Annotated in this window: 27 protein-coding genes; 7 read left to right on the top strand and 20 right to left on the bottom strand. The window is 58.9% G+C overall.

The features are described from left to right. Window positions 1-52: 52 nt before the first annotated feature. The 7 genes from DTP52_RS19575 to rplM form a co-directional block, all read right to left on the bottom strand. On the bottom strand, window positions 53-466 hold the full coding sequence (locus tag DTP52_RS19575; RefSeq protein WP_058545586.1) for a ClpXP protease specificity-enhancing factor: 414 nt from the start codon (window positions 464-466) through the stop codon (window positions 53-55). Between the two features lie 16 nt (window positions 467-482). Continuing rightward, window positions 483-1,100: a glutathione S-transferase N-terminal domain-containing protein gene (locus DTP52_RS19580; protein WP_003178195.1), complete on the bottom strand. Its 618-nt coding sequence runs from the start codon at window positions 1,098-1,100 to the stop codon at window positions 483-485. 151 nt (window positions 1,101-1,251) lie between these two features. After that, entirely contained in the window at window positions 1,252-2,034 is a 783-nt protein-coding gene (locus DTP52_RS19585) for a cytochrome c1 (RefSeq protein ID WP_109754819.1), read from the bottom strand. After that, window positions 2,034-3,245, bottom strand: coding sequence for a cytochrome bc complex cytochrome b subunit (locus DTP52_RS19590; protein WP_003205362.1), 1,212 nt, complete (start codon window positions 3,243-3,245; stop codon window positions 2,034-2,036). Before DTP52_RS19590 ends, DTP52_RS19585 begins: the two co-directional genes overlap by 1 nt. Further along, the gene (gene petA / locus DTP52_RS19595) at window positions 3,245-3,838 is read right to left on the bottom strand and encodes a ubiquinol-cytochrome c reductase iron-sulfur subunit (protein WP_109754820.1); all 594 of its coding nucleotides are present in this window, start codon (window positions 3,836-3,838) and stop codon (window positions 3,245-3,247) included. The genes DTP52_RS19590 and petA overlap by 1 nt, the downstream gene beginning before the upstream one ends. Window positions 3,839-4,094: 256 nt before the next feature. Continuing rightward, window positions 4,095-4,487 (bottom strand): 30S ribosomal protein S9, encoded by a 393-nt coding sequence (gene rpsI, locus DTP52_RS19600; RefSeq protein WP_003228056.1) that lies wholly within the window; start codon window positions 4,485-4,487, stop codon window positions 4,095-4,097. A gap of 14 nt (window positions 4,488-4,501) precedes the next feature. Further along, window positions 4,502-4,930: a 50S ribosomal protein L13 gene (gene rplM / locus DTP52_RS19605; protein ID WP_003205365.1), complete on the bottom strand. Its 429-nt coding sequence runs from the start codon at window positions 4,928-4,930 to the stop codon at window positions 4,502-4,504. A 245-nt stretch (window positions 4,931-5,175) separates the two neighbouring features. Here rplM and DTP52_RS19610 point away from each other — a divergent pair, with 245 nt between their 5' ends. Next, complete coding sequence (locus tag DTP52_RS19610) at window positions 5,176-6,216, top strand: NADP(H)-dependent aldo-keto reductase (RefSeq protein ID WP_109754821.1); 1,041 nt, start codon at window positions 5,176-5,178, stop codon at window positions 6,214-6,216. A 132-nt stretch (window positions 6,217-6,348) separates the two neighbouring features. On the opposite strand, the gene DTP52_RS19615 is transcribed toward DTP52_RS19610, so the two are convergent. Continuing rightward, window positions 6,349-7,485, bottom strand: a complete 1,137-nt coding sequence (locus DTP52_RS19615) for an acyl-CoA dehydrogenase family protein (protein ID WP_109754822.1) — start codon at window positions 7,483-7,485, stop codon at window positions 6,349-6,351. A 245-nt stretch (window positions 7,486-7,730) separates the two neighbouring features. Here DTP52_RS19615 and DTP52_RS19620 point away from each other — a divergent pair, with 245 nt between their 5' ends. Continuing rightward, window positions 7,731-8,627 (top strand): GlxA family transcriptional regulator, encoded by an 897-nt coding sequence (locus DTP52_RS19620; RefSeq protein ID WP_178082494.1) that lies wholly within the window; start codon window positions 7,731-7,733, stop codon window positions 8,625-8,627. 188 nt (window positions 8,628-8,815) lie between these two features. Here the strand turns inward: DTP52_RS19620 and zapE are convergent, their stop codons facing one another. The 3 genes from zapE to DTP52_RS19635 form a co-directional block, all read right to left on the bottom strand. Then, window positions 8,816-9,910: a cell division protein ZapE gene (gene zapE, locus DTP52_RS19625; protein WP_109754824.1), complete on the bottom strand. Its 1,095-nt coding sequence runs from the start codon at window positions 9,908-9,910 to the stop codon at window positions 8,816-8,818. Window positions 9,911-10,013: 103 nt separating this feature from the next. Next, a complete protein-coding gene (locus DTP52_RS19630; protein ID WP_109754825.1) occupies window positions 10,014-11,369 on the bottom strand; it encodes a tryptophan--tRNA ligase in 1,356 nt (451 codons plus the stop codon). 24 nt (window positions 11,370-11,393) lie between these two features. Then, window positions 11,394-12,023, bottom strand: coding sequence for an alpha/beta hydrolase (locus tag DTP52_RS19635; RefSeq protein ID WP_109754826.1), 630 nt, complete (start codon window positions 12,021-12,023; stop codon window positions 11,394-11,396). A 147-nt stretch (window positions 12,024-12,170) separates the two neighbouring features. Here DTP52_RS19635 and DTP52_RS19640 point away from each other — a divergent pair, with 147 nt between their 5' ends. Then, on the top strand, window positions 12,171-12,608 hold the full coding sequence (locus DTP52_RS19640; RefSeq protein ID WP_003205372.1) for a YhcB family protein: 438 nt from the start codon (window positions 12,171-12,173) through the stop codon (window positions 12,606-12,608). A gap of 166 nt (window positions 12,609-12,774) precedes the next feature. On the opposite strand, the gene DTP52_RS19645 is transcribed toward DTP52_RS19640, so the two are convergent. Together DTP52_RS19645 and DTP52_RS19650 are read right to left on the bottom strand one after the other, a co-directional pair. Next, window positions 12,775-13,512 (bottom strand): OmpA family protein, encoded by a 738-nt coding sequence (locus DTP52_RS19645; RefSeq protein ID WP_109754827.1) that lies wholly within the window; start codon window positions 13,510-13,512, stop codon window positions 12,775-12,777. A gap of 151 nt (window positions 13,513-13,663) precedes the next feature. Next, a complete protein-coding gene (locus DTP52_RS19650; RefSeq protein ID WP_109754828.1) occupies window positions 13,664-14,839 on the bottom strand; it encodes an aspartate aminotransferase family protein in 1,176 nt (391 codons plus the stop codon). Between the two features lie 97 nt (window positions 14,840-14,936). On the opposite strand from DTP52_RS19650, the gene DTP52_RS19655 reads away from it, so the two are divergent. From DTP52_RS19655 to DTP52_RS19670, 4 genes are all read left to right on the top strand, one after another. Next, entirely contained in the window at window positions 14,937-15,854 is a 918-nt protein-coding gene (locus DTP52_RS19655) for a LysR family transcriptional regulator (protein ID WP_109754829.1), read from the top strand. A 243-nt stretch (window positions 15,855-16,097) separates the two neighbouring features. Further along, the gene (locus DTP52_RS19660; protein ID WP_109754830.1) at window positions 16,098-17,111 is read left to right on the top strand and encodes a sensor domain-containing diguanylate cyclase; all 1,014 of its coding nucleotides are present in this window, start codon (window positions 16,098-16,100) and stop codon (window positions 17,109-17,111) included. 92 nt (window positions 17,112-17,203) lie between these two features. After that, window positions 17,204-17,947 carry a DUF72 domain-containing protein gene (locus DTP52_RS19665; RefSeq protein WP_109754831.1) on the top strand — a complete coding sequence of 248 codons (744 nt, stop codon included), beginning with the start codon at window positions 17,204-17,206 and terminating at the stop codon, window positions 17,945-17,947. Window positions 17,948-18,085: 138 nt separating this feature from the next. Next, window positions 18,086-18,790 carry a hypothetical protein gene (locus tag DTP52_RS19670; RefSeq protein WP_109754832.1) on the top strand — a complete coding sequence of 235 codons (705 nt, stop codon included), beginning with the start codon at window positions 18,086-18,088 and terminating at the stop codon, window positions 18,788-18,790. A 237-nt stretch (window positions 18,791-19,027) separates the two neighbouring features. Here DTP52_RS19670 and DTP52_RS19675 read toward each other — a convergent pair whose 3' ends face one another. The 7 genes from DTP52_RS19675 to cyoA all read right to left on the bottom strand — a co-directional run bounded on the left by DTP52_RS19675 (window position 19,028) and on the right by cyoA (window position 24,669). Further along, window positions 19,028-19,342, bottom strand: coding sequence for a DNA-binding transcriptional regulator (locus DTP52_RS19675; protein WP_003205391.1), 315 nt, complete (start codon window positions 19,340-19,342; stop codon window positions 19,028-19,030). Continuing rightward, window positions 19,339-19,683 carry a toxin gene (locus DTP52_RS19680; protein WP_109754833.1) on the bottom strand — a complete coding sequence of 115 codons (345 nt, stop codon included), beginning with the start codon at window positions 19,681-19,683 and terminating at the stop codon, window positions 19,339-19,341. The genes DTP52_RS19675 and DTP52_RS19680 overlap by 4 nt, the downstream gene beginning before the upstream one ends. A 139-nt stretch (window positions 19,684-19,822) precedes the next feature. Beyond that, a complete protein-coding gene (cyoE, locus tag DTP52_RS19685) occupies window positions 19,823-20,710 on the bottom strand; it encodes a heme o synthase (RefSeq protein ID WP_109754834.1) in 888 nt (295 codons plus the stop codon). A gap of 11 nt (window positions 20,711-20,721) precedes the next feature. Further along, window positions 20,722-21,057 carry a cytochrome o ubiquinol oxidase subunit IV gene (gene cyoD / locus DTP52_RS19690; RefSeq protein WP_025211927.1) on the bottom strand — a complete coding sequence of 112 codons (336 nt, stop codon included), beginning with the start codon at window positions 21,055-21,057 and terminating at the stop codon, window positions 20,722-20,724. Next, complete coding sequence (locus DTP52_RS19695; RefSeq protein ID WP_109754835.1) at window positions 21,058-21,684, bottom strand: cytochrome o ubiquinol oxidase subunit III; 627 nt, start codon at window positions 21,682-21,684, stop codon at window positions 21,058-21,060. Between the two features lie 3 nt (window positions 21,685-21,687). After that, on the bottom strand, window positions 21,688-23,718 hold the full coding sequence (cyoB, locus tag DTP52_RS19700) for a cytochrome o ubiquinol oxidase subunit I (RefSeq protein ID WP_109754836.1): 2,031 nt from the start codon (window positions 23,716-23,718) through the stop codon (window positions 21,688-21,690). Window positions 23,719-23,721: 3 nt separating this feature from the next. Continuing rightward, the gene (gene cyoA / locus DTP52_RS19705) at window positions 23,722-24,669 is read right to left on the bottom strand and encodes a ubiquinol oxidase subunit II (protein ID WP_003205397.1); all 948 of its coding nucleotides are present in this window, start codon (window positions 24,667-24,669) and stop codon (window positions 23,722-23,724) included. Window positions 24,670-24,854 lie beyond the last annotated feature (185 nt).

Consider the following 24,854-nt stretch of genomic DNA (forward strand, 5'->3'; position numbering starts at 1 on the left):
AAAATGCCCGCATCTCACGACACAGGCATTTTCTTCAAACCAGCCAGCAGATCTATTTCACCACTTTCAGACTAGGCCGCCCGCTAGGACGCGGCGGCTCGTCATCCGGTGGTGGCAGGTCATCATCCGGCTCGAACTCTTCTTCACCGTCCAGCGGCGCTTCCAGCTCAAACACCATGCCCTGGCCATTCTCCCGAGCATAAATCCCCAGGATCGCAGCAATAGGCACGTACAGCGTGTGCGGCACACCACCGAAGCGCCCTTCGAAGCTGACGGCGTCATTATCCATGTGCAGGTGACGCACAGCGGCTGGCGATACGTTCAGGACAATCTGCCCATCGTTGGCAAAACCCTGCGGCACCTGCACCGACGGATACTCGGCGTTGACCAGCATGTGCGGGGTGCAATCGTTGTCCACAATCCACTCGTAGAGCGCGCGGACCAGATAAGGTCGACTGGAGTTCATAGCGGCTCCCTAAGCCTTAGCGCATGTCGCGTTCGACACCAGACAGACTCGCCTGGAAAGCCTCACGCGCGAATTGGCGCTCCATATAATCAAGCAGCGGCTTGGCAGGCCGCGGCAGTTCGATACCCAGAATCGGCAAACGCCAGAGTATGGGCAATAGGCAGCAATCCACCAGACTTTGTTCCTCACTGAGGAAAAACGGCTTGTCGACGAACAACGGCGATACGCCAGTCAGGCTTTCACGCAGTTCCTTACGTGCCACGACCCGCGCGGGTTCCTTGGTCCGGGAATCCAGGATCAGATCCACCAACCCGCACCAGTCACGCTGGATGCGATGGATCAGCAAACGACTGTTGGCGCGTGCGACAGGGTACACCGGCAGCAAAGGCGGATGCGGATAACGCTCATCCAAGTATTCCATCACCACGGTCGACTCCCACAATGCCAGGTCACGATCGACCAGTGTGGGCAGACTGCCGTAAGGGTTCACTTCGATCAGCTTCGGCGGCTGACGGCCCGCTTCGACGTAAATGATCTCGGCGCTGACACCCTTCTCTGCCAGTACGATGCGTACCCGGTGGGAATAGTGGTCGGCGGGGTCGGAGTAACAGGCCAACCGATTGGTCACGCCCATGGCGATCCTCCTCGCTTGTTGAAATTATCGAAAAACGGAAAAACGAGCGCGCCCAGAGAGCGTCTCCCGTAACACCTGGCTGACCAGGCTCGTTACATTTCTAGAGACGCCCTTGGGCGCGCACGATTAACAGCAACGGCTTACAGCTTTATCAATGCACGTCTTTCCAGTATTCACGCTTGAGCAGGTAAGCGAATACGAAGAAGAACGCCAGGTACAGCAATACATAGGTACCGATGCGCTGATGCTCCAGCTTCACCGGGTTGGCCGAGTAGGCCAGGAAGGTCACCAGGTTCTTGACCTTCTCGTCAAACTGCTCCGGGGTCAGGCTACCGGTGTTCGGCAATACGGTCAGTTGGTCGCAGGCTTCATGCGTCAAAGCGGTGCCAGTCAGCGGATCGAATTGCTTTTTACCACCCTCGACGATCTGAACCTGTTTGCAGCCTACCACCTGGCGCCCCTGGAGGCCGACCAGAACGTTAGGCATGCCGACGTTCGGGAAGACCTTGTTGTTCACGCCCCATGGACGCGCAGGGTCTTCGTAGAACGAACGCAGGTAACCATAAAGCCAGTCAGTTCCACGTACGCGGGCGACCAGGGTCAAATCCGGCGGCGCGGCGCCGAACCAGGTCTTGGCATCCGCAGGCTGCATGCCGATGGTCATGTGATCGCCCAGCTTGGCACCGGTGAACACCAGTTTCTCGAGCATCATTTCATGGGGAATGCCCAGGTCATCGGCTACACGCTCGTAGCGCTGGAACTTGGCACTGTGGCAGCCCATGCAGTAGTTGGCGAACGTCCGTGCGCCGTCCTGCATGGCAGCCTTGTCGGAAACGTCGATGTCGACTTTTTCCAGCTCTGGACCACCGTGTTCGGCCGCGAAGGACAATACAGGCATAGCAGCAAGAATCAGTACAGCAAATAGCTTTTTCATCAGCCAGTCACCCTTTCCGGAACCGGTTTGGTCTTCTCGAGCCTGGTATAGAACGGCATCAGAATGAAGTAGGCGAAGTACAGGAAGGTGCAAACCTGCGACAGCAACGTACGCTCCGGTGTCGGTGCCAGTACACCCAGCACGCCCAGGATCACGAACGAGATGCAGAACACCACGAGCCAGATCTTGCTCAGCCAGCCTTTGTAGCGCATCGACTTGACCGGACTGCGGTCCAGCCACGGCAGGACGAACAGCACGGCGATGGCCGCGCCCATGGCGATAACGCCCATCAGCTTGTCCGGAATCGCCCGCAGGATCGCGTAGAACGGCGTGAAGTACCAGACCGGGGCAATGTGTTCAGGGGTCTTGAAGGCGTTCGCTTGCTCGAAGTTCGGCTTCTCGAGGAAATAACCACCCATTTCCGGGAAGAAGAACACGATGGAGCAGAAGATGAACAGGAAGACCACCACACCGACGATATCTTTCACGGTGTAGTACGGGTGGAAGGCAATGCCATCCAGCGGTACGCCGTTCTCGTCCTTGTGCTTCTTGATGTCCACACCATCGGGGTTGTTCGAGCCGACTTCGTGCAGCGCCAGGATGTGCAGTACCACCAGACCGAGGATCACGATCGGCAAGGCCACGACGTGCAGGGCGAAGAAGCGGTTCAGGGTGATGCCGGAGATCAGGTAATCACCGCGGATCCACTGGGTCAGGTCGTCGCCGATGACCGGAATCGCACCGAACAACGAGATGATCACCTGGGCACCCCAGTAGGACATCTGGCCCCATGGCAGCAGGTAGCCCATGAAGGCTTCGGCCATCAGCGCCAGGTAGATCAGCATGCCGAAAACCCACACCAGCTCACGAGGCTTCTGGTACGAACCGTAGAGCAGACCACGGAACATGTGCAGGTAGACCACGATGAAGAATGCCGAAGCGCCAGTGGAGTGCAGCAGACGCAGGATCGAGCCGTACTCGACGTCGCGCATGATGTATTCGACGGAGGCAAACGCTTCTTCCGCCGACGGGGTGTAGCTCATGGTCAGCCAGACACCGGTAACGATCTGGTTGACCAGAACGAGCAATGCCAGAGAGCCAAAGAAGTAGAAGAAGTTGAAGTTTTTTGGAGCGTAATACTTGCTGAGATGGTCTTCCCACATTTTGGTCGCGGGAAAGCGCGCATCAACCCAATCCATGAATTTGCTCATCACGCTTTCTCCGTGTCGACGCCGATGACAATGATGTCATCCGACTCATAGGAATGCGGGGGAACTGGCAGGTTCAGAGGTGCAGGCTGCGACTTGTAGACGCGACCGGCCAGGTCGTAGTGGGAGCCGTGGCAAGGGCAGAAATAACCACCAACCCAGTCCTTGCCCAAGTCGGCAGGCGCCACTTCAGGACGGAACGTTGGCGAGCAACCCAGGTGCGTGCAGATCCCGATCAGAAGCAGGACTTCTGGCTTGATCGAACGTGTCTCCGGATCGACATAGGTCGGTTGCGTCGAGTTCTTGGAGGTGGGGTCGGACAACTGCCCCTCGATCTTTTTCAGATTCCCCAGGATTTCCTCTGTACGGCGGACGATGAACACCGGCTGGCCGCGCCACTCAGCAATCATCTGCTGGCCTGGCTCGATCTTGCTGACATTCACTTTCACCGGTGCACCTGCAGCTTTCGCCTTGGCACTGGGAAACCATGACCCCACGAACGGGACCGCAGCCCCCACCGCTCCTGCAGCACCCACCACGGATGTGGCTGCTACCAGGAAGCGACGCCGGCCTGCATTCACGCCGTCATTGCTCATTCAGTCCTCTCCCATCAGCTTTGTGGCCTGTTAGATCAGGCGTCTACTAAGTAAAAATCTGAACTTATAAAAATTTTGCCGAATGGTAATGAAAAGCCCCAATTCTGACAAGGTAATTACCAAGCGGCCAAACCGCCAAGCCTTGTAGTATAGGGGCTCTACGAATGTGGCAAGTTGTCACAGAGCAATTCTTTTGCCCATAAAAAAACGCCCAGCTCCGTGAGGAACTGGGCGCCTTTTGAAAGCGGAAGCGGAATTAACGCTTCGAGTACTGCGGACGCTTACGCGCTTTACGCAGACCGACTTTCTTACGTTCAACTTCGCGAGCATCGCGAGTTACGAAGCCGGCTTTGCGCAGAGCACTACGCAGAGTCTCGTCGTAGTCCATCAGGGCGCGAGTGATGCCGTGGCGGATTGCGCCAGCTTGACCACTTACACCACCACCGATAACGGTGACGTAGATGTCGAATTTTTCGACGGTCTCGGTCAGTTCCAGCGGCTGACGAACTACCATGCGGGCAGTTTCGCGGCCGAAGAAGTTATCCAGGGAGCGGTTGTTGATGGAGATATTACCAGTGCCCGGACGCAGGAAAACGCGTGCGGTTGCAGTCTTGCGACGGCCAGTGCCGTAATTTTGAGTCGCCGACATAATGAACTATTCCGTTAAAACTTCAGTTCTTGGGGCTGCTGAGCAGTATGAGGGTGAGCAGCGCCCGCATAAACCTTCAGCTTACGATACATGTCGCGACCCAGTGGGTTTTTAGGCAGCATGCCTTTAACCGCGGTCTCGATCACGCGCTCAGGGGCTTTGGCGATCAGCTTTTCGAAGTTGATCGACTTGATGCCGCCAGGAAAACCGGAGTGGGAGTAGTACATTTTGTCAGTGGTTTTAGCGCCAGTAACACGTACTTGCTCAGCGTTGATCACGACGATGTAGTCACCGGTGTCAACGTGAGGGGTGTACTCAGGCTTGTGCTTGCCACGCAGACGGCTCGCGATTTCGGTGGCCAGACGACCCAGGGTCTGACCAGCAGCGTCGACGACAAACCAGTCGCGCTTTACTGTTTCCGGTTTAGCAGTAAAAGTTTTCATTCTTTATAGCCTCAGGGGCCGCCCTGTAAATTAGACGGCGGATCTTACTGAATAGTGCGTACTTTGACAAGTCAAAGGCAGCCGGATACAGACGCTTTCGGGGGCTCGGGTCGGCGCGTCCGTTCAACGGCAAGATTCTTCGGCGGCGGCGCATCACTTCCACTGCAGAAAGAGGTGCGCAATTATGCAGATTGCGAAAAATATTTCAACCTGCTTTTATGATTGTTTTGCCCAAGGAGGTCCCGATGGACTATCGCCAGCTAGGCCGTACCGATCTGAACGTGAGTGCCCTGTGCCTCGGAACCATGACCTGGGGTGAGCAGAACAGCGAGGCCGAAGCCTTCGCCCAGATCGAACGCGCCAAGGGTGCCGGCATCAATTTCATGGACACCGCCGAGATGTACCCGGTGCCACCGAAGGCCGAGACCTACGCCACCACCGAGCGCTACATCGGCAATTACTTCAAGAGCCGCGGCGACCGTGCCGACTGGATCCTGGCAAGCAAGATCGCCGGTCCCGGCAACACCATCGACTACATCCGCGACAAGAACCTCAAGCACAACCGCCGCCACATCGTCGAAGCGGTGGATGCCAGCCTCAAGCGCTTGCAGACCGACTGGATCGATCTTTACCAGTTGCATTGGCCGGAACGCAGCACCAATTTCTTTGGCCAACTGGGCTACCAGCACAAGGCCGACGAAACGTTCACCCCGCTGGAGGAAACCCTCGAAGCCCTGGACGAACAGGTCCGCGCCGGCAAGATCCGCCACATCGGCCTGTCCAACGAAACGCCTTGGGGCACCATGAAATTCCTCGCCCTGGCCGAAGCCCGCGGCTGGCCGCGGGCGGTGTCGATCCAGAACCCTTACAACCTGCTCAATCGCAGCTTCGAGGTCGGCCTCGCGGAAATCGCCATCCGCGAACAGTGCGGCCTGCTGGCCTACTCGCCCCTGGCGTTCGGTTTCCTGTCGGGCAAATACGAAAACGGCGCACGGCCAGCCAAGGGTCGCCTGACCCTCTATAGCCGCTTCATGCGCTATTTCAATCCACAGTCGGAAGCAGCATGCAGCCGCTATGTGGCGTTGGCCCGCGAACATGGCCTGGACCCCGCACAGATGGCCCTGGCGTTCGTCACCCAGCAGCCGTTCGTGACCAGCAACATCATCGGCGCCACCACGCTGGAGCAACTGGACAGCAACATCGCCAGCTTCGACCTGAAGCTGTCAGATGAAGTCCTGGCAGGGATCGAGGCGATTCACAAGGACCAGCCGAATCCGGCGCCTTGATTGATTCATAGCCCTCATCGCGAGCAGGCTCACTCCCACATTGGATTTATGTCTGACCACAATTTGTGATTCGACAGACACCCTTGTGGGAGCGGGCTTGCTCGCGATAGCGGTCTAACAGTCACTACGTCATCAAAGCGACCGCGCAATAATCTCCTTCATGATTTCATTGGTCCCGGCATAGATCCGCTGCACCCGCGCATCCGCCCACGCCCGGGCAACCGGGTATTCCCACATGAAGCCGTAGCCGCCGTGTAGCTGCACGCATTCGTCGAGCACCTTGCATTGCAGGTCGGTGCCCCAGTACTTGGCCATCGCCGCCGTCGGTACATCGAGCTTGCCTTGCAGGTGCAGTTCCAGGCAGCGGTCGACGAAGACCCGGCCAATCTGGATTTCGGTGGCCATTTCCGCGAGCTTGAAACGCGTGTTCTGGAAGTCCGCGATGGATTTGCCGAACGCCTTGCGGTCGCGGGTGTAGTCCAGGGTCCATTGCAGCGCCGCTTCGGCCGAGGCCAGGCCGCCAATGGCGACGGTCAGGCGCTCCTGAGGTAGCTCCTGCATCAAGTAGGCGAAGCCCATTCCGGCCTGGCCAAGCAGGTTTTCCTTCGGCACGCGGACATCCTGGAAGAACAATTCCGAGGTGTCCTGGGCCTTCATTCCAACTTTTTCCAGGCGCTTGCCCTTTTCGAAACCCGGCGTGCCCGCCTCCACCAGGAACAGGCTGGTGCCCTTGGACCCAGCCTTCGGATCGGTCTTGGCGACCACGATCACCAGGTCAGCCAGGAAACCATTGGTAATGAAAGTCTTCGAGCCGTTGATGACGTACTCATCGCCGTCCAGCACCGCCGAGGTCTTCACGCCTTGCAGGTCGGAACCGGCGCCCGGCTCGGTCATGGCGATGGCCGTGACCATCTCACCAGACACCAGTTTCGGCAGGTATTTGTGTTTCAGCGCTTCACTGCCGTAATGCAGGATGTACGGCGCGACGATGTCGGAATGCAGCGAGAAACCGATCCCCGTCAGCCCCAGGCGGCCGATCTCCTCGATCACCACCGTGCTGTAGAGGAAGTCCGCGTCCAGCCCGCCGTAGGCTTCTGGAAGGTGCGAGCACAACATGCCCGCCTCCCCCGCTTTGTTCCAGAGCTGGCGGTCGACATGCCCCTGTTTTTCCCACTGGCCGTGGTACGGCACGGCTTCTTTTTCGAGGAAGGTTCGTACGCTGTCGCGAAACAATTCGTGCTCGGGACTGAACAGTGTTCTTGGGATCATGACGCACCTTTGATTATTGTTGGACGTGGTTATCCGATAGAGCCTAAAGCCTGCGGTGTACGACAGGACACTGGACACATCCGACAAAAAATAAGACGATCCAGCCGTCTGGTGACCACTTTCCCCTATAAAAATAAAGATGAATTATGTCTATGCACGTCTCCACGCCCTTGCGGCGCGTCAGCATCCTGGCAATCGACCGGGTCTTCGCCTTCACCCTCATGCAAGCCAAGGATTTTTTCCACCTGGCCAGCCTGCGCTATGGCAAGCAACTGGGCCTAGGCCTGACGCCGGCGTTTGAAATCCGCCTGGTCAGCCCCGATGGCAAACCGGTGAACAGCTTCAGCGATGTGATCATGCCGGTGGACGGTGGCCTGGAAAATACCGACGTCATCATCCTGCCAGCCTTCTGGGATGATTTCGCCAGCCTCTGCCAACGTTATCCTCAGGTCCTGCCCTGGCTGCGGGAACAACATGCCCGCGGTGCGGTGCTCTGCGGCGAAGCCACCGGGGTGTTCTGGCTGGCCGAGTCCGGGCTGCTCGACGGCAAGGAGGCGACCACCTACTGGCGCTTCTTCAATGCCTTCAAGGAGCGCTTCCCCCAAGTGCACTTGAACCAGGACAAGCACCTGACCGACGCCGACAACCTGTTCTGCGCTGGCGGTGCGACCTCAGCCTGCGATCTCTACATTTACCTCATTGAACGCTTCTGTGGCGCCAATGTGGCCCAGGCCGTGGCGCGGGACATCCTGTATGAAGTGCAACGCAGCTATTCGCCGGGACGGATCGGCTTCGGCGGGCAGAAACTGCACCAGGATGTGATCATCCTGCAGATCCAGCACTGGCTTGAGGAGCACTTCGCCGACAAATTCCGCTTCGAGGACGTCGCCCGCGAACACGGCATGAGCATTCGCAATTTCATGCGCCGCTTCCAGACCGCCACGGGTGACAAACCATTGCATTACCTGCAACGACTGCGGATAGAAACCGCCAAGGGCCTGCTCTCCGGCAGCCGCAAGAGCATCAAGACCATCAGCTATGAAGTCGGCTACGACGATGCGAGCTTTTTCGCCCGGTTGTTCCGGCAACATACCGACCTGTCGCCGAACCAGTATCGGCAGCAGTTTCAGCAGGCGGCGTGAACCGGAGCTGAATGCAATCCAATGTGGGAGCGGGCTTGCTCGCGAAAGCGGTGGGTCAGCTTGCATCTATGCTGAACATACCGCCCCCTTCGCGAGCAAGCCCGCTCCCACAGGGTTATGCAGTGAACTGCTAAATCTCGCGCGCACAAAAAAGGCCTGCAATCGCAGGCCTTTTTGTTCCGAATCCCCTACGGCTTATGCGCCCGCGACAGGAATTCGTGGGATTGCATCTCCAGCAAACGACTCAAGGTCCGCTGGAATTCGAACGTCAGGCGACCGCCGGTGTAGAGGTCCTTGAGTTCGACTTCAGCCGAAATGATCAGCTTCACGTTACGGTCGTAGAACTCGTCGACCATGTTGATGAAGCGGCGGGCGATGTCGTCGGTGGTAACGCTCATTTGTTCGACGCCGCTGAGCAGCACGGCGTGGAAGATCTTGCCCAGCTCGATGTAGTCGTTCTGGCTGCGAGGGCCGTCGCACAGTTCGCGGAAGTCGAACCAGGCCACGTCGTCACAGGTGCGGATGGCGCGGATTTCACGGTTCTCGATGATCAATACATCGTTTTCCACCGCCTGGGTGCACTCCGGCGTCAAGGCACGGAAGCTCTTGCGCAAGCTTTCTTCGGCGGCGGCATCCAGGGGAAAGTGGAACAGCTCGGCTTGCTCGAGGTGACGCAGGCGATAATCCACGCCGCTGTCGACGTTGACGATTTCGGTGTGTTCCTTGATCAGCGCGATCGCCGGCAGGAAACGCGCCCGCTGCAGGCCGTCCTTGTACAGGCCGTCCGGCACGATGTTCGAGGTGGCGACCAGGGTCACGCCGTTCTTGAACAGCTCTTCCATCAAGGTGCCGAGGATCATGGCGTCGGTGATGTCGGACACGAAAAACTCATCGAAGCAGATCACCCGGGTCTCGTCGGAGAAACGCTTGGCGATGATGGTCAGCGGGTTCTTCTCGCCACCCAGGGTCTTCATTTCTTCGTGCACACGCTTCATGAAGCGGTGGAAGTGCGTCCGCGTCTTTTCCTTGAACGGCAGCGCTTCGAAGAAGGTGTCCACCAGGTAGGTCTTGCCACGGCCCACACCCCCCCAGAAATACAGGCCCTTGACCGGTGTCTGGTCTTTCTTGCCGAACAGTTTGCCCAACAGGCCCGGCTTGTTGTTCGACGCCGCGACCAAGTCATCGTACAGGCGCTGCAAATGCCGCACCGCCGTTTCCTGGGCTGCGTCGTGGAAAAACTCCGGGCGTTTCAGATCAGCTTGATATCGTTCTAGGGGCGTCATATTCGTTAGCAAGGCAACAAAAACGGGCCGTCACTGTAGCGATGGCCCAAAGGAATGGCAATCGGCCCGTATTCGGGCCGATGGTCGGAGTTACGCGCCAGAATCAGTCCTGGGCAGGTGTCAGGGCAACACGCAACGCATCAATGCCTGCATCGCGAGCGGCGCTGTCTGCGAAAGCCGGGCTGTCCGCCACGCATTCGCCGTCGAGCCAGACACTGAAACTCTGTCCGTCGTTACGAACATCCAATGGCTGACCGGACTGCAATTGCTTGGTGACCTGGCCAGCAGCCTTGCCATCGGCAAAGTGGCGGGACAACAACAGTTGCTCGCCGTCGGCGGCCAGCAGACGGAAGCGGAAACTGCCGTCGTCTTCGCGAAAGCTCACGAAGCGTGCAGCCTTGGTGGCTTTCTTCTTGGTGCTGGCGGCCACTTGGACCTGGCTGACAAACGACCGCAGGCCAACGGCCTCGCGCAGTTCATTGAGGAACGGCGTCGCCACGGCCCGGGCTTTTTTCGCGCCGTGCTGCAGGATGTCTTCCAGGTCCGCCGGACGCTCGATCAACTGGTGATAACGCTCACGCGCTTCACCCAACTCACTGTCGAGCAACTGGAACAGACGGTTCTTGGCTTCGCCCCAACCCAGGCCTTGCAGCAGTTCGCTGCGGAAGCTGGCGGACTGTTCGGCAGTGGCAAAAGCCTGGAACAGGGTGAACAGGTGCGAATTGTCCGGATCCTTGGCTTCGCCCGGGGCACGGGAGTCGGTAACGATCCGCGAGATCGCGTCCTTCATGTCCTTGGCGCTGCTGAACAACGGGATGGTGTTGTCGTAGCTCTTGGACATCTTGCGGCCATCGAGGCCCGGCAGCGTCGCCACGCTTTCCTCGATCAGCGCCTCGGGCATGGTGAAGAACTCCTTGCCCTGGCCGAACAGGTGATTGAAGCGCTGGCCGATGTCGCGGGCCATTTCCACGTGCTGGATCTGGTCACGACCGACCGGCACCTTATGGGCGTTGAACATCAGGATGTCGGCGGCCATCAGTACCGGGTAGCTGTACAGGCCCATGGTGATGCCGGCGTCCGGGTCTTCGCCGGCCTCGACGTTCTTGTCCACCGAGGCCTTGTAGGCATGGGCACGGTTGAGCAGGCCCTTGGCGGCGACGCAGGTCAGCAGCCAGGTCAGTTCGGGAATCTCGGGAATGTCGGACTGCCGATAAAAGGTCACGCGGTCCACGTCCAGGCCGCCGGCCAGCCAAGTGGCGGCGATTTCCAGGCGCGAACGCTGGATACGCAGCGGGTCATCGCATTTGATCAGGGCGTGGTAGTCGGCCAGGAAGTAGAACGAATCGGCGTTACTGTCGCGGCTGGCGAGGATCGCCGGACGGATAGCGCCGGCATAGTTGCCCAGGTGCGGGGTGCCGGTGGTGGTGATGCCGGTCAGGATACGGGTACGCGTCGTCATGAGTTATCGCTTGTCAGACTGCTGTCAATTCGAAAGGCGCGGCAGGATCAGATCCTTGAGATCGGTCAGCTTGCCATGAAAAAAGTGTCCGCATTCTGCCACTTTCAGCAGCTCATGGGGGCGTTGGAGCGTGTCGGACCATTCGTAAACCAGTTGCGGATCGACCACTTCGTCGGTTTCCGGCTGGATCACGGTCAACTCGCCACTCATCGGCAAGGGCGACTGTTCATTCAGGCGCATCACCGCCGGGGCCACCATGAACAGGTGTTTGAGCGGTTGCCCCTGGGCTTCCAGGCGTCCGCCAAGGCTCGCGGCAACGAAACCACCAAACGAAAAACCGAACAGGGTAAGCGGCAGTTGCGGGTATTTTTCCCGCAGCCAATCGGCGGCGGCCTGGGCGTCGTCGACTTCACCAGTGCCCATGTCATGCGTACCGGCACTGGCACCCACGCCACGATAATTGAAACGCAACGTAACCAGCCCAGCATCGCGGGCAGTGCGTTGCAGGGTCGAGACCACTTTATTGAGCATGGTCCCACCCTGCACCGGGTTCGGGTGGCAGATCAGCGCCAGGCCACGGGGCGCCTCGCTGTCCAGGTACAAGGCTTCCAGTTGGCCCACCGGGCCATCGATGACTACAGGGGTTTCGCGCATAAGCAAGGGAAAGAACTCCGTGACCTCGAATAGGGTCGACTCGTCTAGCTAAAGTCTGTGCCTGGCATGATTGCGATGTTCTTCGCGGTATACAGCGCAGGTCCGAGCCGTTAACGTAAAGCAAAGCCGTTTATAGAGGAAGGACTCGTGGAACACTCGCTCTTAGTTTGGCTGTTGCCGACTCTTGCCCTGGTTGCCGGTGTCGCCATTGGATTCCTGCTTGCCCGATTGCTGCCCAACGCGGTGCCCAACAGCACGCAACGTCAGCTGGACGACATTCAGGAACGTTTCGACAGTTATCAGAATGAGGTGGTCACCCACTTCAACAGCACCGCGTCCCTGGTGAAAAAACTCACCCAGAGCTACCAGGACGTCCAGGATCATCTGTCCGAAGGTGCCAATCGCCTGGCCCTGGACGAGCAGACTCGCCAACGTCTGCTGGCTGCTCTGCAAGCCGATGCGGCACAGACTCCACGGGAACGCCTGACCCCACCAAAAGGGATCCAGGAACCGCCGCGGGACTACGCCCCCAAGGCCCCCAATTCACCCGGCATGCTCGATGAGCATTACGGTTTGAAGAAGTAATCTCCAAGCGACACCCAAAAGCCCGCCCGATCATATGATCGGGCGGGCTTTTTATTGCCTCAAATCCCACTCACTTCACTGTTGATCCATTGTGGCAAGGGTAAATGGCAGCCACAAAAAGGGGGGCCATGTTTCCATGGCCCCCCTTTCATTTATCGCCCAGCGATTACGGATATTGCTGGTAAGTCTGCCCCTGCTGCTGCGGTGCCTGCTGGTAATTCTGGCCCGGAATAGCCTTGAGGTTCACCTCGACACGACGGTTCTGCGCACGGCCGTTGACGTCGGCGTTGCTCGCCACCGGGTTGTCCGGGCCGGCGCCACGGGCCGAGAGGTTGGCACCGCTCACGCCCTGGGATGTCAGGTAGGTCGCCACGCTCTGGGCACGACGCTGGGACAGGTCCATGTTGTGCTGGCGGCTGCCGGTGCTGTCGGTATAACCGACGATTTCGATCTGGTTCTGGTTGAACTCCTTGAGGGAGTTGGCCAGGTTGTTCAGTGGCTGGTAGAAGCTGGAGGCGATGTTCGCCGAGTCGGTGGCGAAGGTGATGTTGCCCGGCATGATCAGCTTGATCTGGTCACCCTGGCGCTGCACTTCAACGCCGGTATTGGCCATGCTCGCACGCAGTTTCTTTTCCTGCTGGTCGGCGTAGTAGCCGTAGCCAGCTGCGGAAGCCCCCACCACCGCCGCGCCGATCAATGCCCCTTTGCCGCGGTTATCGTGACCGATGGCCGCACCGGCCAACGCCCCCGCCAGTGCACCGAGGCCGCCGTACTTGGCGGTTTTGCTCATACCCGACGATTCGGTAGAGGCCTGGCCCTGGTTGTCATAGGGGTTAGGCGACGCACAGCCGGACAACAGGGCCACAGCAGTAGCGACAACGATCAAGCGACGCGAGGTGAACATGGAATGCTCCTGGGTTTTCAGTCTGAAGTGCCAGGGCGTAGGCAATCGACTCTGGCAGGCGTTGGAACACGGCAATCGTTAAAAATTCCGTCCCGCTGCGTCGCGTTTCGCCCGGCTGCCCGATAAAAACCGGCGTCCGGGCGAACGCCCCTCAACCCTGCGCCAGACAGCGGCTCACGCCCCTGACAATCATCTCCACTTCGCGCCCATCGATCGTCAACGGCGGTAACAGGCGGATGGTCTGGCCCCGGGTGACATTGATCAGCAGCCCGTGGTCCCGGGCGGCGCGAAGGGTCAGGTCGCGGACCGGTTGCTTGAGTTCGATGCCGATCATCAAGCCCTGACCGCGAATCGCCAATACATTGGGGTTGTCCGCCAACTCGATCCGCAACCGACTCAGCAATTGTTCGCCCTGGTGCCTGGCGTTATCCACCAGCGCTTGTTGCTCAATGATATCCAGCACCGTGCAGCCGACCCGACAGGCCAGTGGATTGCCGCCAAAGGTGCTGCCATGACTGCCAGGAGTAAACAACTCGGCAGCCTTGCCCCGCGCCAGGCAGGCACCGATGGGCACGCCGTTGCCCAGGCCTTTGGCAAGGGTCATGACGTCCGGCACGATGCCTTCATGCTGGAACGCGAACCATTGGCCGGTGCGACCGATACCGGTCTGGATCTCGTCGAGCATCAACAGCCAGGCACGCCGGCTGCACAGTTGCCGCAAGGCCTTGAGGTAACCCGGTGGGGCGAGCTGCACACCGCTCTCGCCCTGGATCGGCTCCACCAGTACCGCAACGATGCGCTCGGCATGAGCCTGCCGGACCTCTTCCAACGCCGCGAGGTCGCCAAACGGTACCTTGATGAAATCCCCCGGCAACCGATTGAAACCCAGCCGCACGGACGGGCCGTCACTGGCGGACATGGTGCCCAAGGTGCGCCCGTGGAACGCGTTGTCCATGACCACCACCAACGGCTGCTCGACGCCCCTGTGCCAGCCATAGAGGCGCGCCAGTTTCAGCGCGGTTTCGTTGGCCTCGGCGCCCGAGTTGTTGAAAAACACCCGCTCCAGCCCGGACAACTGGGTGAGTTTTTGCGCCAGGCGTTGCTGCCAATCGATGCTGTACAGGTTGGACGTGTGCAACAGCAGGCCGGCCTGCTCGCTGATGGCGGCCACCAGCCGAGGATGGGAATGGCCGACATTGGTCACCGCCACGCCCGCCACCGCATCGAGGTACTCGCGGCCGTCCTGGTCCCACAGGCGCGTGCCCAAGCCATGGGTGAAATTCAGCGCCAGGGGTTGGTAAGTGGTCATCAGGCAGGCAGCGGTCATGGCTCAAGCTCCATCGGGTGGTTTTTTCCAGTATGGTTAGCCACTCAAAATGGATAAATGCGACTTTACTTCAATCATTTAAAAGTTGAGCTTGATAATGGACCTGTTCCAGGCAATGACCGTTTACGTGAAGGTGGTAGAAACCGGAAGCCTGACAGCGGCGGCCCAGGCCTGCGAAATGTCCACCACCATGGTGGGCAATCATCTTCGGGCGCTGGAGCAACGCCTCGGCGTGCGCCTGATCAACCGTACGACACGGCGCCAGCGCCTGACTGAATTCGGCTCGGCCTACTACCAGCGTTGCCTGGAAGTGTTGGGGTTGGTGGCCGATTCCGAACGCCTGGCCGAACAGGCCCAGGGCGAGCCCACCGGCACCCTGCGCATCACCGCACCGCTGACCTTTGGTACCGAACGCCTTTCGCCGGCGCTGGCCGAATTCAGCCAGCGCTTCGCCCAGGTCAAGCTCGACGTGGTGCTGACCAACCAGCGCCTGGACCTGCTCGACCATGGCTTCGACGTGGCCATCCGCCTTGGCCATCCCGACCCGAAACTGATTGCCCGTCCGTTGATGGACTACACCCTGACTATCTGTGCCTCCCCTGCTTACCTGGCCCGGCGAGGCACGCCGGAACAACCCGCGGACTTGCAACAGCACGACTGCCTGTCGTTCGCCTATTCGGCAGCAGACGAATGGCGCTTTGCCCAGGATCACTGGCCGATCAATGGCCCGCAAGGCGAGATCAAGATCCCGGTGAACGGACCGATGCTGATCAACAGCTCCTCGGGCCTGCATCGCGCCGCCCTGGCCGGGATGGGCGTGGTGATGCTGCCCGATGCGCTGGTGGCCCAGGACCTGAAGGATGGACACCTGGTGACGTTGCTGCCGGGCTACCAGCTGCCCCATCGGCCGATGAGCCTGATGTACGCGCAGGATCGCTACCGTTTGCCGAAGCTGCGCAGTTTTGTCGAGTTTGCGCTGAAGAAATGGGGCAAACCCCCAACCCCAGCCGAATGATGTTGTGGCGAGGGGATTTATCCCCGCTGGGTTGCGAAGCAACCCCAAGGCTGTCGGCTCACATCGCAGATGATGTCGGGTTTGATGATTTCTGGGGCCGCTACGCGACCCAACGGGGATAAATCCCCTCGCCACAAAAGCGAACCCCGCCTGAACATCCCCCGCTAGTGACCCCGCGCCCCATCAGCTACTCTTCCTCCTTGGACGAGCATTTTGATATCAAGGCTGATTGAGGAAACGACGATGGGAGATGCCTCGAACATCGACATGCTGCGGTTCGACTTGTCCGATCTGGACGAAGGCGTACTGCACACCATCCTGGAACTGGTCAGCGATGGCATCTGGGACTGGAATGCCAACACCGGCTTCGTCTACCGCAATCCCGGCTGGTACACGATGCTTGGCTACCCGCCTCACTCCCTGGACAACACCGTGCTGACCTGGGAGAGCGTGATCCACCCGGGTGACTATCCACGGGTCATGGCGTTGTTCGACGACTATCTGGAACAAAGATCCCACGGCTACCAGGCCGAATACCGTTGTCGCACGCGCGACGGTTCCTATATCTGGATCGAGGATCGCGGCTACGTGATCGCCCGCAACCCTGACGGCACGGTGGCGCGCATGATCGGCGCCCATCGCAGTATCGACGACAAGAAGCGCTTGTTCGAGCAACTGGAGCGGCGCAACAAGTCCCTGGAAGCAGTGATCGAAGAGCGCACCCGCGAACTGTCCCGGGTCAACCAACAATTGCAGATTCAACTCGAGGAAAACCGTCGACTCGCCGAGACCGATGCACTGACGCTGGTCGCCAACCGCTATCGCCTGGAGCAAGCGCTGCCACTGGCCTGCGAGCGTGCCCAGCGCTTTCGCGAACCTTTGTCGCTGATCGCCATGGATGTCGACGATTTCAAAGACATCAACGACCGTTACGGACATGCTTTCGGCGATGCGGCATTGGTGCAAGTGGTGCAGGCGGTCCAGCGCTGCGAGCGCGACGGCGACCTGCTGGTGCGCTGGGGCGGCGACGAGTTCATCATGATCTTGCCCAACACTTCCCTGACCGACGCCTGCCTGATGGCCGAAACCATTCGCCGTGGATTGTCCGACCTGCTGCCGGTGGGCGATTTTCAGATCACCATGAGCTTTGGCGTGGTGCAGCGCTTCGACGATGAACAACAAGCGGCGCTGCTGGACCGGGCGGACCAGGCGCTGTATCGCTCCAAGATGGCCGGCAAGAATGTGATCTGCAAATGAAACCGGGCTCAGGGTCCGCGGCAAAAATGAATGCATCTTTGCGGCGTTTACAGCGGTCATAGGTTGTAACGCTTGCAATCAGGTCCGGGCACTTGTCGACTCGATCCCCCTCCCCTTCTAACCTTTATCTGGGCTGCGCCGGTTGGTCGTTACCCCGGGAGCAATGGCTGGCCTTTCCCGTCGAGGGCACCCACTTGCAGCGCTATAGCGCACGCTTCCCGGCGGTGGAGATCAACAGTTCGTTCTACCGTCCACACCGCCCCGCCACCTACGCAAAGTGGGCCGATAGCGTCACCTCGGACTTTCGCTTCTCGGTCAAAGTGCCAAAACAGATCACCCATGAACGGCGGCTGCTCGATTGCGAAGGGCTTATGGATGATTTTCTGGGGCAATGCTCGCAATTGGGAGAGAAACTGGGCTGCCTGCTGATCCAGTTACCACCATCACTGGCCTTCGATGCCGCAGTGGCCGAAGCATTCTTCACCGCATTGCGCGACCGTTATCAGGGCTATGCCGTGCTTGAACCCCGGCATCCGAGTTGGCTCGCGCCGACGGCGCAAGCACTGCTGCAAGCCCAGCACATCGGTCGCGTCGCCGCCGATCCCTCGCCATTGCCCGGTTGCGATCGACCGGCAGGCTGGCCTGGCGTTCGTTACTACCGGTTGCACGGTTCGCCGCGAATTTACTACTCCCCGTACGATGAGCCCTGGCTGGAACGGCTCGCCCGGCAATTGAAGACCGGGGCCGACACACCGACCTGGTGCATCTTTGACAACACTGCCAGTGGCGCCGCAACGCCCAATGCCCTGCGACTGTTGGAGCTGATGCGAGATTGAAGCCAGGACCGGCAACAAAAGCCAACCTGTCGCCGGTCCGACCGTGACAACACCGTCCGCGTCCAATAGATTAGGCGACCGGAAAAAAGCTCAATGCCTTTCTCGCCTCATCCCGCTAACAGAAGTAGTGAAATTTCAATGTCCGATTCCAATACCGCTGAATCCGTAGTCACCCTGTCGTCCAAAGCGGAATACGAAAACTCCATCAATCTTTCACAGCATCTGCCCCAGGCCAAAAGCATCAGTGAGATGGTCCTCGATGCGTTCCAGTCGAACCGCGAAAGCGACCAGATCCGCGAACTGCGCAACGCCATCCGCCAGGCTCACGATGCGTTCGACGACGACAAGGCCTACGAACTGATGGGCCAGCTCAAGCAGCTCAAGGACGCCGAAGCCGCCGACTTCGCGGCCCTGGAAGACCTGAGCAGCCGCTTCCCGATCAGCCGCATTCTCTCCAGCTACAAGGACGATCCATCGTTCCAGGAATTGGTCTACGGCCTGGCCCTGAAAGTGCTGAACCAGACCCACCAGGCCATCAGCAATCCAAGTGGCAGCAAGGGCAAGGCCTCGCGAGCCAAGAAGGAAGCCGAAGTGTTTGTCATCAGCAAGGACGGCATCAGCGTCACCCTGCCCTTGCGCACACCACGCTCCAAGCCGAACGTCGACCGTGAAGCCTTCGAATTCCTCGGTTTCAATTTTGTCGGCGAAGGCGAAGAAGCCGAGCTGGAAAGCGAAACCTTCCTGGACAACGACGGCACCGAACAACCGGTCACCCGCAAGAGCATCGTCACCGCCCTGCAACAGCAAAAAGCCTTCGACGGCTACAGCATCGCCCAGCAATAAGCCTTTTCAGGAGGTTGTGGGTCCACCACAAACACCTGTGGGAGCGAGCCTGCTCGCGATAGCGGTGGTTCAGCTTGCATCGATGTTGAATGTGCCGGTCTCATCGCGAGCAGGCTCGCTCCCACAATGGATCAGCAGCGTTTGTCGACCATGTGTCCACCACGGAAACACCGACAACACCATGAAAAAGCCCCGCGCTTTTGTCAAAGGCGGGGCTTTTTCATGGGTGTCAGCTGTTCAAACAGCGCCAAGTCGTTCGACCATATCTGGAAACTTCTCGACCAGTTTGATCAACAAAGCCGCCTGGGCGTTAGGCTTGGATTTTTCCTGTTCCCAATTTCTCAGGGTACCTGGACTGGTTCTGATGCTCTTGGCGAAAACGGCTTGGGACATGTGGAGCTTGTCGCGCAAGGCCACGATTTCCTGGGCCGACACCTCGGGAACCGGTTTGTCTTCGATCGATATCTGGCGAAGGGTAATCTTGCCCTCGCGGTGAGCGGCCATCTCCTCGACGCCTTGCATCATCTCGGCAAACAGATCGCGCTTTTTCATAAGGTACCTCGTACTTTCAACTCAGCTTCTATGGCGCGCTTGAGCGTCTTCTCTTGCTCGGAGGTCAGGTTTACCAACTCGTCCTTGTCATAAATCGCGAACATCCAAAACTGACGATCGTTCATGAGCCAATAGTAAATGACTCGCAACCCACCCCGCTTCCCTTTGCCACGACGTTCATCGAACCAGCGCAGCTTACGAAAGCCGCCGGTACGTGGCATGACGTCACCGACCTCTGGATGCTCCAGCATATAGGACTGAAGCAGACGATACTCATCATCAGTCAGGTAATGGCCAACCGTGGCGGTGAATGTGGTCGTTTCAAAAAATAGGGTACGCATGGTGGAAACTATAGGCAAGTTGCGCATAGATCAACAAACCAAAATCTATTGCGACGAATGACAGTCCATCCATGCCCATCTAGAAAAAAAGCCCCGCGCTTCTCTCGAAGGCGGGGCTTTTTTGTGCAACGTCTGGAGCTTAAGGTGCGTAAGTCAGCAGCAGCTCACTCGGCACTTTGAAGTCCAGGGACATCATGACGCTCAGGGCGGTGATGGTGAAGATCGAGAACACGAACAGCTTGCGTGCCCAGACCGTGTCATCCACCGCCTTGTAGCCGGTCCAGGCCATGTACAGCCAGTACATGCCCATGGCGGCGGCGACGGCGAGGTAGCTCATGCCGGCGTAACCGCTGAAGGTCAGCATCAAGGTCGCCACGAGGAAGGCCAGGATGTAGAGCAGGATGTGCTTCTTCGCCACCCGGATACCACGCTTGACCGGCAGCACCGGAATCGAGGCCGCCAGGTAGTCGTTGAAGCGGAAGATCGCGATGGCATAGGAATGCGGCATCTGCCACAGGCTGAACATCACCAGCAGCGTCAGCGCCGCCATGTCGAAGCTGTTGCTCACCGCGACGTAACCGATCACCGGCGGCATCGCCCCCGACAGACTGCCCACCAGCGTGCCGTGGACCGACTTGCGCTTGAGGTACAGGCTGTAGAGGCCGACGTAGATGACAAAACCGATCACTGCGAACAACGCCGCCAACGGGTTGGCGACCCAGTACAACAGCGCGACACCGGCCACGCCCAGCACCGTGGCGAACACCAAGGCCAGTTGCACCGGGATCAGGCCCTGAACCAGGGCGCGGTTCTTGGTGCGCTCCATCTTGATGTCGATGTCGCGGTCGATGCAGTTGTTGAACACGCAACCGGACGCCACCACCAGGGACGTGCCGATCATCGCCGCCAGGAAGATGGCCAGATCGACATGCCCTTTGGAGGCCAGGAAAAAACCGCCTGCCACAGAAAGCACGTTACCGAAAATGATCCCCGGCTTGGTGATTTGGATAAAGTGCTTCAGGGACATCCGGATTTTCCTCAGTGCGCCATCATGTTGGTATGGATGCTGAACATGATCCACAACGACAGGCCAACCAGCAGGACGATCACGATCGCGGCAAAGACAAACGCGACCACGTTGTTACGTTGGGCGGCGGAGCGGTCCAGGTGCAGGAAGTACACCAGGTGCACCAGTACCTGGACCACGGCGAAGATCAGGATGATCCACAGGGTCAGGCTTTTCGGCAGCGTCGGGTACATCACCAGGCCGAACGGAATGACGGTCAGGATCACCGACAGGATGAAGCCGATGGCGTAGGACTTGACGCTGCCGTGGCCGGCGTCGTGGCCATCATGGGAATGAGCGTTAGCCATTTACAGGGTCCCCATCAGATAAACAACGGTGAATACGCAGATCCACACCACGTCCAGGAAGTGCCAGAACAGGCTCAGGCAGCTCAGGCGCGTCTTGTTGGTGGCAGTCAGGCCGTTTTTCTGGACCTGGTACATCATGATCGCCATCCAGATCAGGCCGCTGGTCACGTGCAGACCGTGGGTACCGACCAGGGTGAAGAACCCGGACAGGAAGCCGCTGCGGTTAGGACCGTAGCCCTCGGAGATCAACATGTGGAACTCGTTGATCTCCATGCCGATGAAGCCGGCACCGAACAGGAAGGTCATGGCCAGCCAGCCCAGTACCTGGGTTTTCTTGCCCTTGAACAACGCCAGCATGGCGAAGCCGTAGGTGATCGAGCTGAACAGCAGCAGCGCGGTTTCGCCCAGTACGTACGGCAGCTCGAAGATGTCGTGGCCCGACGGGCCACCGGCGACGTTGTTAACCAGCACCGCGTACGCTGCGAAGATCGACGCAAACAGAATGCAGTCGGTCATCAGGTAGAGCCAGAAACCGAATACGGTCATCTCGCCCGAGTCGTGGTGATGGTCATCGTGCCCATGGTCTTGACCATGGGCGTGTCCAACATTGGTCACTAAGTTCGACATGGTTTAAGCCTGTTCCAACGAGGTTTCAACACGGGTGGCGGTGGCTGGGACTTTCCCGGCCGCTACCAGACGTTTGTGCTGCTCGGCTTCGATGCGCTCGATGACATCCACCGGCACCATGTAGCCCTGATCGTCACGGGCGGCATGGATGGCGAAATACACCACGGTGCCGACCAGGCTGGCGATGGCCAGCCACCAGATGTGCCAGATCATCGCGAAACCGAACACGGTCAGCAGCGCCCCCATGACCACACCGGTGGCGGTGTTGTTGGGCATGTGGATCGGCTCGTACCTGGCCGGAACCGGGTACGCGGTACCGTTTTCCTTGGCTTCGGTGAACGGGTCGATGACGTCCGCTTTTGGCAGCACGGCAAAGTTGTAGAACGGCGGTGGCGAAGAGGTCGACCATTCCAGGGTATGGGCATTCCACGGGTCGCCGTGTTCGCACATGTTCTCTGGCTTGTTGCGATCGCGCACGCTGACATACAACTGGATCAGCTGGCAGGCGATACCGACGGCGATCATCACCGCACCGAACATGGCGACGTACAGGTACGGCACCCACTCAGGGTTGGTAGTGGTGTTCAGGCGACGGGTCATGCCCATGAAGCCCAGTACATACAGCGGCATGAACGCGACGAAGAAGCCGGTGATCCAGAACCAGAACGCGGCCTTGCCCCAACCTTCGTGCAGCTTGAAGCCGAACGCTTTCGGGAAGTAGAAGGCGAAACCGGCGATGTAGCCAAACACGGCGCCACCGATGATCACGTTGTGGAAGTGCGCGATCACGAACAGGCTGTTGTGCAGCACGAAGTCAGCACCCGGGATGGCCAGCAGTACGCCGGTCATGCCGCCGATGGCGAAGGTCACCATGAAGCCCAGGGTCCACATTACGTGGCTGGTGAAACGCAGGCGGCCCTGATAGATGGTGAACAGCCAGTTGAACAGCTTCACCCCGGTCGGGATCGAAATCAGCATCGTCGCCAGGCCGAAGAAGGCGTTGACGCTCGCCCCGGAACCCATGGTGAAGAAGTGGTGCAGCCAGACCATGAAGCCCAGTACCGAGATCGCGCCGGAAGCGTAGATCATCGAGTGGTGGCCGAACAGTTTCTTGCCGGAGAAGGTCGAGATGACTTCGGAGAAAATCCCGAACGCTGGCAGGATCAGGATGTACACCTCGGGGTGACCCCAGGCCCAGAACAGGTTGACGTACATCATCGGATTTCCACCCAGTTCATTGGTGAAAATGTGGAAATCCATGTAACGGTCAAGCGTCAGCAAAGCCAGGGTAGCGGTCAGGATCGGGAAGGAGGCGACGATCAGGACGTTGGCCCAGGTGCAGGTCCAGGTGAAGATCGGCATGTCCATCAGCTTCATGCCCGGGGTACGCATTTTCACCACGGTGGCCAGGAAGTTGACCCCCGTCAGCGTCGTACCCAACCCGGAAAGCTGTAGCGCCCAGATGTAGTAATCCATCCCCACGCCCGGACTGTATTGCAGGCCCGACAGCGGCGGATAGGCAACCCAACCGGTCTTGGCAAATTCGCCAACGCCCAGGGACAAGTTGATCAGCACCACGCCCGATACCAGCAGCCAGAAGCTCAAGGAGTTCAGGAACGGGAAGGCCACGTCGCGGGCGCCGATCTGCAGCGGCACTGCAAGGTTCATCAGGCCGGTGAAGAATGGCATCGCCATGAAGATGATCATGATCACACCGTGGGCGGTGAAGATCTGGTCATAGTGTTCAGGCGGCAGGTAGCCAGGCGAACCCTCGGTGGCCATGGCCAGCTGGGTACGCATCATGATGGCGTCGGCAAAACCGCGCAGCAGCATGACCATGGCGACGATGATGTACATCACGCCGATTTTCTTGTGGTCGACCGACGTCAGCCACTCGGTCCACAGGTAGGTCCACTTCTTGAAATAAGTGATGCCTGCAAACAATGCCAGACCACCGAGCGCGATGATGGCGAGGGTCACCATGACAATCGGCTCGTGGAACGGGATCGCTTCCCAACTTAATTTACCAAACATCGTTTACTCCTCTGCCCCGGCAGCTGAATGCGAGCTCATGTCCATCCCTTCCATGTTGTGAGCCACTTCCTTCTCGTTCTTCTCGTGGTGCATCGGCTTGCCCGGATTCATCCCTTCATATTTGTCGATGATGGTCTGGAACAGGTTCGGCGTAACCGACGAGTAGAGTTCGACTGGGTTGTTCTGGCTCGGTTTGGAAAGGGCTTCGTATTCAGCTTTTTCAAGCTGTTTAGGTGCCTTCTTCACATCGTTGACCCAGGCATCGAAATCTTCCTGGGTCGTGGCGATTGCTTTGAACTTCATGCCGGTGAAACCCGCGCCGCTGTAGTTGGCGGAGATACCGTCGAGTTCGGCGTTCTGGTTGGCGATCAGGTGCAACTTGGTTTGCATGCCCGCCATCGCGTAGATCTGGCCGCCCAGGCCCGGGATGAAGAACGAGTTCATCACGGTGTCAGAGGTGACCTTGAAGTTGATCGGCGTGTGGGCCGGGAACACGATCTTGTTGACGGTGGCGATGCCTTGTTCCGGATAGATGAACAGCCACTTCCAGTCCATCGAGACCACTTCAATGGTGATCGGCTTGACGTCGGAATCCAGCGGACGATACGGGTCCAGGGCGTGGGTCGACTTGTAGGTGACGTAACCCAGGGCAATGATGATCAGCACCGGAATGGTCCACACCGCCACTTCGATCTTGGTCGAGTGCGACCACTTCGGCGTGTAGGTGGCATTGGTGTTGGTCGCGCGGTACTTCCAGGCGAACAGGAAAGTCATGACGATGACCGGCACGACGACCAGCAACATCAGCAACGTGGCGGTGATGATCAGGTTTCGTTCATCCAGGCCGACCTGGCCCTTGGGATCGAGCAGGGTCATGTTGCAGCCTCCCAGCAACAACGTGCCGAGCAGCGGCAGCAAGCCTAGTAATCGGGGGTACCTGTTTTTACTCATCTCACGACCTCTAAAGCAGCTTGCGCAATGCAGTTGGGTTTTGATCGCCAACACTTCACCCTGCCAAGGGTTGGCATTTTCTTGGATTGAATAAGGGCTGCCCGTCGAACGTCAGCGGCTGTTCGACACATCCTGGGCCAGCAGTGAGTTCTTATTCGTTGGTCAAAGGCCTAGTTCAAGCCCAA

Origin of the sequence: Pseudomonas sp. 43mfcvi1.1, assembly GCF_900115935.1 — a bacterium.
Classification (GTDB): Bacteria; Pseudomonadota; Gammaproteobacteria; order Pseudomonadales; family Pseudomonadaceae; genus Aquipseudomonas; species Aquipseudomonas bijieensis.

What these genes read in the sequence shown, in the direction of transcription:
- DTP52_RS19575 (WP_058545586.1), bottom strand. Translation starts at nt 466, where the DNA reads ATGAACTCCAGTCGACCTTATCTGGTCCGCGCGCTCTACGAGTGGATT.
- DTP52_RS19580 (WP_003178195.1), bottom strand. Translation starts at nt 1,100, where the DNA reads ATGGGCGTGACCAATCGGTTGGCCTGTTACTCCGACCCCGCCGACCAC.
- DTP52_RS19585 (WP_109754819.1), bottom strand. Translation starts at nt 2,034, where the DNA reads ATGAAAAAGCTATTTGCTGTACTGATTCTTGCTGCTATGCCTGTATTG.
- DTP52_RS19590 (WP_003205362.1), bottom strand. Translation starts at nt 3,245, where the DNA reads ATGAGCAAATTCATGGATTGGGTTGATGCGCGCTTTCCCGCGACCAAA.
- petA (WP_109754820.1), bottom strand. Translation starts at nt 3,838, where the DNA reads ATGAGCAATGACGGCGTGAATGCAGGCCGGCGTCGCTTCCTGGTAGCA.
- rpsI (WP_003228056.1), bottom strand. Translation starts at nt 4,487, where the DNA reads ATGTCGGCGACTCAAAATTACGGCACTGGCCGTCGCAAGACTGCAACC.
- rplM (WP_003205365.1), bottom strand. Translation starts at nt 4,930, where the DNA reads ATGAAAACTTTTACTGCTAAACCGGAAACAGTAAAGCGCGACTGGTTT.
- DTP52_RS19610 (WP_109754821.1), top strand. Translation starts at nt 5,176, where the DNA reads ATGGACTATCGCCAGCTAGGCCGTACCGATCTGAACGTGAGTGCCCTG.
- DTP52_RS19615 (WP_109754822.1), bottom strand. Translation starts at nt 7,485, where the DNA reads ATGATCCCAAGAACACTGTTCAGTCCCGAGCACGAATTGTTTCGCGAC.
- zapE (WP_109754824.1), bottom strand. Translation starts at nt 9,910, where the DNA reads ATGACGCCCCTAGAACGATATCAAGCTGATCTGAAACGCCCGGAGTTT.
- DTP52_RS19630 (WP_109754825.1), bottom strand. Translation starts at nt 11,369, where the DNA reads ATGACGACGCGTACCCGTATCCTGACCGGCATCACCACCACCGGCACC.
- DTP52_RS19635 (WP_109754826.1), bottom strand. Translation starts at nt 12,023, where the DNA reads ATGCGCGAAACCCCTGTAGTCATCGATGGCCCGGTGGGCCAACTGGAA.
- DTP52_RS19645 (WP_109754827.1), bottom strand. Translation starts at nt 13,512, where the DNA reads ATGTTCACCTCGCGTCGCTTGATCGTTGTCGCTACTGCTGTGGCCCTG.
- DTP52_RS19650 (WP_109754828.1), bottom strand. Translation starts at nt 14,839, where the DNA reads ATGACCGCTGCCTGCCTGATGACCACTTACCAACCCCTGGCGCTGAAT.
- DTP52_RS19655 (WP_109754829.1), top strand. Translation starts at nt 14,937, where the DNA reads ATGGACCTGTTCCAGGCAATGACCGTTTACGTGAAGGTGGTAGAAACC.
- DTP52_RS19660 (WP_109754830.1), top strand. Translation starts at nt 16,098, where the DNA reads ATGGGAGATGCCTCGAACATCGACATGCTGCGGTTCGACTTGTCCGAT.
- DTP52_RS19670 (WP_109754832.1), top strand. Translation starts at nt 18,086, where the DNA reads ATGTCCGATTCCAATACCGCTGAATCCGTAGTCACCCTGTCGTCCAAA.
- DTP52_RS19675 (WP_003205391.1), bottom strand. Translation starts at nt 19,342, where the DNA reads ATGAAAAAGCGCGATCTGTTTGCCGAGATGATGCAAGGCGTCGAGGAG.
- DTP52_RS19680 (WP_109754833.1), bottom strand. Translation starts at nt 19,683, where the DNA reads ATGCGTACCCTATTTTTTGAAACGACCACATTCACCGCCACGGTTGGC.
- cyoE (WP_109754834.1), bottom strand. Translation starts at nt 20,710, where the DNA reads ATGTCCCTGAAGCACTTTATCCAAATCACCAAGCCGGGGATCATTTTC.
- cyoD (WP_025211927.1), bottom strand. Translation starts at nt 21,057, where the DNA reads ATGGCTAACGCTCATTCCCATGATGGCCACGACGCCGGCCACGGCAGC.
- DTP52_RS19695 (WP_109754835.1), bottom strand. Translation starts at nt 21,684, where the DNA reads ATGTCGAACTTAGTGACCAATGTTGGACACGCCCATGGTCAAGACCAT.
- cyoB (WP_109754836.1), bottom strand. Translation starts at nt 23,718, where the DNA reads ATGTTTGGTAAATTAAGTTGGGAAGCGATCCCGTTCCACGAGCCGATT.
- cyoA (WP_003205397.1), bottom strand. Translation starts at nt 24,669, where the DNA reads ATGAGTAAAAACAGGTACCCCCGATTACTAGGCTTGCTGCCGCTGCTC.